This is a genomic window from Acinetobacter sp. RF14B (assembly GCF_006864105.1).
Classification (GTDB): domain Bacteria; phylum Pseudomonadota; class Gammaproteobacteria; order Pseudomonadales; family Moraxellaceae; genus Acinetobacter; species Acinetobacter lwoffii_C.
Genome location: NZ_SMTB01000141.1, coordinates 1 through 3,937, shown reverse-complemented (window position 1 = coordinate 3,937; position 3,937 = coordinate 1). Strand labels below are relative to the sequence as shown.

The 3,937-nt window shown below is 45.6% G+C and carries 4 protein-coding genes and 2 pseudogenes; 2 read left to right on the top strand and 4 right to left on the bottom strand.

What is annotated here, in order from left to right:
• The 3 genes from ruvX to recN form a co-directional block, all read right to left on the bottom strand.
• The coding region (gene ruvX / locus E2K52_RS13665) for a Holliday junction resolvase RuvX (protein WP_151205575.1) at positions 1 to 352 on the bottom strand (352 nt) is incomplete at its 3' end.
• Entirely contained in the window at positions 345 to 899 is a 555-nt protein-coding gene (locus E2K52_RS13660) for a YqgE/AlgH family protein (RefSeq protein ID WP_151205574.1), read from the bottom strand. The genes ruvX and E2K52_RS13660, both read right to left, overlap by 8 nt.
• Positions 900 to 1,013: 114 nt before the next feature.
• Entirely contained in the window at positions 1,014 to 2,675 is a 1,662-nt protein-coding gene (gene recN / locus E2K52_RS13655; RefSeq protein WP_151205573.1) for a DNA repair protein RecN, read from the bottom strand.
• Between the two features lie 433 nt (positions 2,676 to 3,108).
• Between recN and E2K52_RS13650 the strand changes: the two genes are divergently transcribed.
• A complete protein-coding gene (locus tag E2K52_RS13650; protein ID WP_151205572.1) occupies positions 3,109 to 3,432 on the top strand; it encodes a pyrimidine/purine nucleoside phosphorylase in 324 nt (107 codons plus the stop codon).
• 142 nt (positions 3,433 to 3,574) lie between these two features.
• Positions 3,575 to 3,721, top strand: a pseudogene (locus E2K52_RS13645) (RNA methyltransferase substrate-binding domain-containing protein); the annotation flags it as partial.
• A gap of 134 nt (positions 3,722 to 3,855) precedes the next feature.
• On the opposite strand, the pseudogene E2K52_RS13640 reads toward E2K52_RS13645, so the two are convergent.
• Positions 3,856 to 3,937 (bottom strand): annotated as a pseudogene (locus tag E2K52_RS13640) (sulfite exporter TauE/SafE family protein); the annotation flags it as partial.

The following is a 3,937-nucleotide window of genomic DNA, read 5'->3' as shown; positions in this document are numbered from 1 at the left end:
CCTGCGCCTGGTAATGATCGAGTTCATCCCGTGCTTCGCGAGTGGTGAGGCGCTCATCAACCATCAGAGTCTGAATATTAGTTTGATGACGTAAACGGCGGGCAAATTTGCGTGCGCGTGTCGACAGCTCGGACTCGCTGTCATCCATATTTAAAGGTAGACCCACCAGAATAAGATGCGGTTGATGGGTTTTTACAATGTTTAATAAGGCTGCCCAGTCGGGAATGCCGTCTTTCATCGGAAATAAAGGCAGGGGATGAGCACTTTCAATCAGGGACTGACCCGCGGCCATGCCCATTTTTTGGGTACCAAAATCAAAGGCCATAATGGTTTGAGATGCTAAATCAGGCATGGCCAATCTCGGAAGAAAACCAGCTGCGATCTACACCGATCTTTTTATAAGCTGCATCCCAACGGTCGTCATAGGGCAGATCAAAAATCAGATCCATATCGGAATCGCAGATTAGCCAGTCACCACGCGCAATTTCTTCTTCCAGCTGATGCTTGCCCCAGCTCGCATAACCGAGTGCAATCTGGTAACGGCCTACACCTTCATTATGCGCAATCGCATCTAGAATATCTTTGGAGGTGGTAATGCAGACATTTTCTCCCACAGCAATTGAAGAGTGCCAGGTTGGCTGGCCGGTATGCAGAACAAAACCGGCTTCAGGGCGTAAAGGTCCACCTTGCAGTACTTCATGCGGGTTGACGTTATCTGCTTCTATATCCAGATCATTCAGCAATTCTTTAATCTGAATACCCGTCGGTCGATTAATAATAATCCCCTGTGCGCCATCTTCATCGTGGCGGGCCAGATAAATTACGGTATGGGCAAAAAAATCGTCATTTGCATGGGGGGGAGCAATCAGACAACGATGAGCCAGATATTGTTTAGTCACCTGAGCAATTCTCCTTGAAATCAATTTCTTTGCAGAGAAATCCTATGATATTCATTATTACGTTACTAGAGCTTTATCAATTCACCAACTGTTTTTTGTGATGACCGTCATTTCTTAAACCTGCTGAAACTTTAACTGCCGTAACTGCCGTGCATGCTGCAAGGTGGTTTCATTAATTTCCACTCCGCCAGTCATTCTAGCAAGTTCTTGAATAATATCATCTTCTTTCAGGTCGATGATTGTGCTGCTGGCCGGATTGGTCTGACGCTTTTTCACCAGCAGATGCTGGTCAGATTGTGCTGCTACCTGTGCCTGATGGGTAATACACAGAATTTGTACATGTTGTGCCAGATCAGCCAGTAAACGTCCCACCACTTCTGCGGTTCCACCGCTAATGCCGACATCAATTTCATCAAAGACCAGTACTTCGGCTTCAGTTTTTTCGGCATTCATCACCTGCATGACCAAGGCAATACGCGACAGTTCACCGCCTGAAGCGACCCGTGCCAAAGGTTGGGCCGGAATGCCTTTGTTGGCAGTAAACAAGAGCTGGATAAAGCTCAGGCCTTCGCTGGAAGGGTGCTCTAAAGGCTCAAACTTAAATTCAAAATGTGCCTCCGGCAAAGCCAGCAGCTTGACCTGCTCGGTCAGTTTTTTTGCCAGAGGTTCAGCCGCCTCACGGCGAATCTGATCCAGATGCTGGGCTTTGTTCAGGAACTCCTGATAAGAGACTTCGACCTGCTCCGCCAGAGTTTCCGGATCTTCCAGCTGATGCAACTGTTCCAGCTCGGCCTGCCAGGTTTCATACTCTTCTTTGAGCTGCTCAGGCTGGGTGCGGTATTTGCGTGCTAAACGGTGAAACACTTCCAGTTGGAGGTTTAATTCTTCCATCCGCGCTGGATCAAAACTTTGCCGATCCATAAACTGGCGTAAATTCGCCGTCGCATCTTCGAGTTCACTTTGCGCATTCAGTAAAGAGGTATAAATGTCAGAGAGCTGTTCACTGCGGCCCGCATGGCTTTCCATCCGCCGTAAAATTGAAGCCAGTTCCTGAGAAATATTCTGTTCGCCTTCATCCAGGCCAGTCAGGCTGTAGACACAATCCTGCATAATAGCTTCATGGTGTGAGAGACGGTCAAACTCCTGTTCAATTTCCTGATAATCCGTCTGGATGACTTCTTCGAGCTCTTCGAGTTGTAACTCCAGCGTTTCCATGCGCTGCTTACGCGTTGCCTGGGCATCTAGAGCTGCCTGATGTTGCCGGATATTTTTTTGCCAGCTGCTGTAGGCATCTCGTACCTCCTGAGCAGGCGCATAGAAATTGCTGTAACGGTCTAGCCAGTGTTTAGGATAAGGTGGTTCCAGTAATTGCTGCTGGCTATGCTGGCTGTAAAGTTGTACCAGCAAACGGCCAATTTCTTTGAGCTCAGACAGGCTGCTGGGACGGCCATTAATCCAGGCCTTACTGCGACCGGTGGCAAAAATCACCCGGCGTAAATGGATTTCGCCTGACTCATCATCTAGTTCATGCTCTTTTAACCAGATTGCCTCAGGGCTGTTTTCCTGATAGCTAAAGGTGGCGGTTACATCTGCTTTTTCTGCGCCATACCGCACATAATTGGTGTCGGTTCGCTCACCCAGGCAGGCCGACAAGGCATCCAGTAATAAGGATTTTCCTGCGCCGGTCTCGCCAGTAAGAACGTTAAAACCTTGTTTAATATCAATAGCAAGATGCTCGGCCAAAGCAAAATTGATCAGAGTTAAATGTGTCAGCATAAACGCATCCGGGCTGCGAAAAGTTTGAATGAAATAGCAAGTAGGTTGCTCTACTATAGCAACACGGCTGTTATTATAAATCAGGATAGATCGCTTTCATTCTATCTTAAATTTTAGTGATTAATACACGCTTATTTGATCGTGTTGTTCTGCATCTTCAGATTTGGCTGCAGAAACTTATTAATTTTTTTCATATATTTGACATGAAGAAAACTTAGTTTAGGGCCTGAAGTGAATGCGGAGGCTGTTTAATGATAGGAAAGATCACCGGTTGAGCGGGAATTTACTGCAATAAAATTGTCAATGGCACAGGCAGCCTCCGAGGGCTGAAGAATTTCATTCAAGTCCGACAAACTTTGATTGATTAGTTGTAGGGGCACATTTAAACTACAACAATCAAAATATTACAAAATGCTTTATCTGGAGAAATCGCATGTCAGCGCAGTTTGATCATGTATCTGTACTTAAAAAATCAAATGTGTATTTTGGCGGACTATGCATCAGCCATGTGGTGCAGTTTGAAGATGGCACCAAAAAAACCTTAGGGGTAATTTTACCTTCAGAAAATGCATTAACATTTGAAACGCATGTCCCTGAGCGCATGGAAATCATTTCAGGTGAATGCCGCGTGCAGATCGGCGACAGTGAAGAAAAAGAGCTATTTCGCGCGGGTCAGTCTTTCTATGTAGCCGGCAACAGCCGCTTCAAGATTGAAACCGATGATGTGCTGGACTATGTTTGCCATTTTGAAGGCTAAATACACCGCAAGATGAGCTGTAACCGATCAAGAAATTTTCATTTGAATCAGTTAAACTAGGCGTGATATGGAAATCCTGTGAAGTTGGCTTTGCAGGATTTTTCTTTTTTTGTCTTTTTCTTCACTGATTTCGAGGTCGTTCATGGCTAAACCTGAGTATTATTATGGCGTACATTCAGTAGAGTCATTGCTGGAGCTGGAGCCTGAACGTGTCTTGACGCTTTTTACGCTGAAAGGTCGTGATGACCAGCGCTTGAAGCGGGTGCTGGAGCTGGCTGAGCCGTTTGGAGATCGGAAGAGCGGGGTGGAGGGAAAGGGGGTAGGAGAGGGTTTAGATTTCGGTGGTCGGCGGAGCAATAAAAAAAAAAAAAAATAAAGAACAAAAAAAAAAAAAAAAAAAAAAAAAAAATTGGTCAGCATTTAAGGTACAATGAGTAAAGTTGCTGCCTGAAATGGACTCATAAATATAGTCAGCCAACCCATAGCAAAAACAGTCAACAAAAAA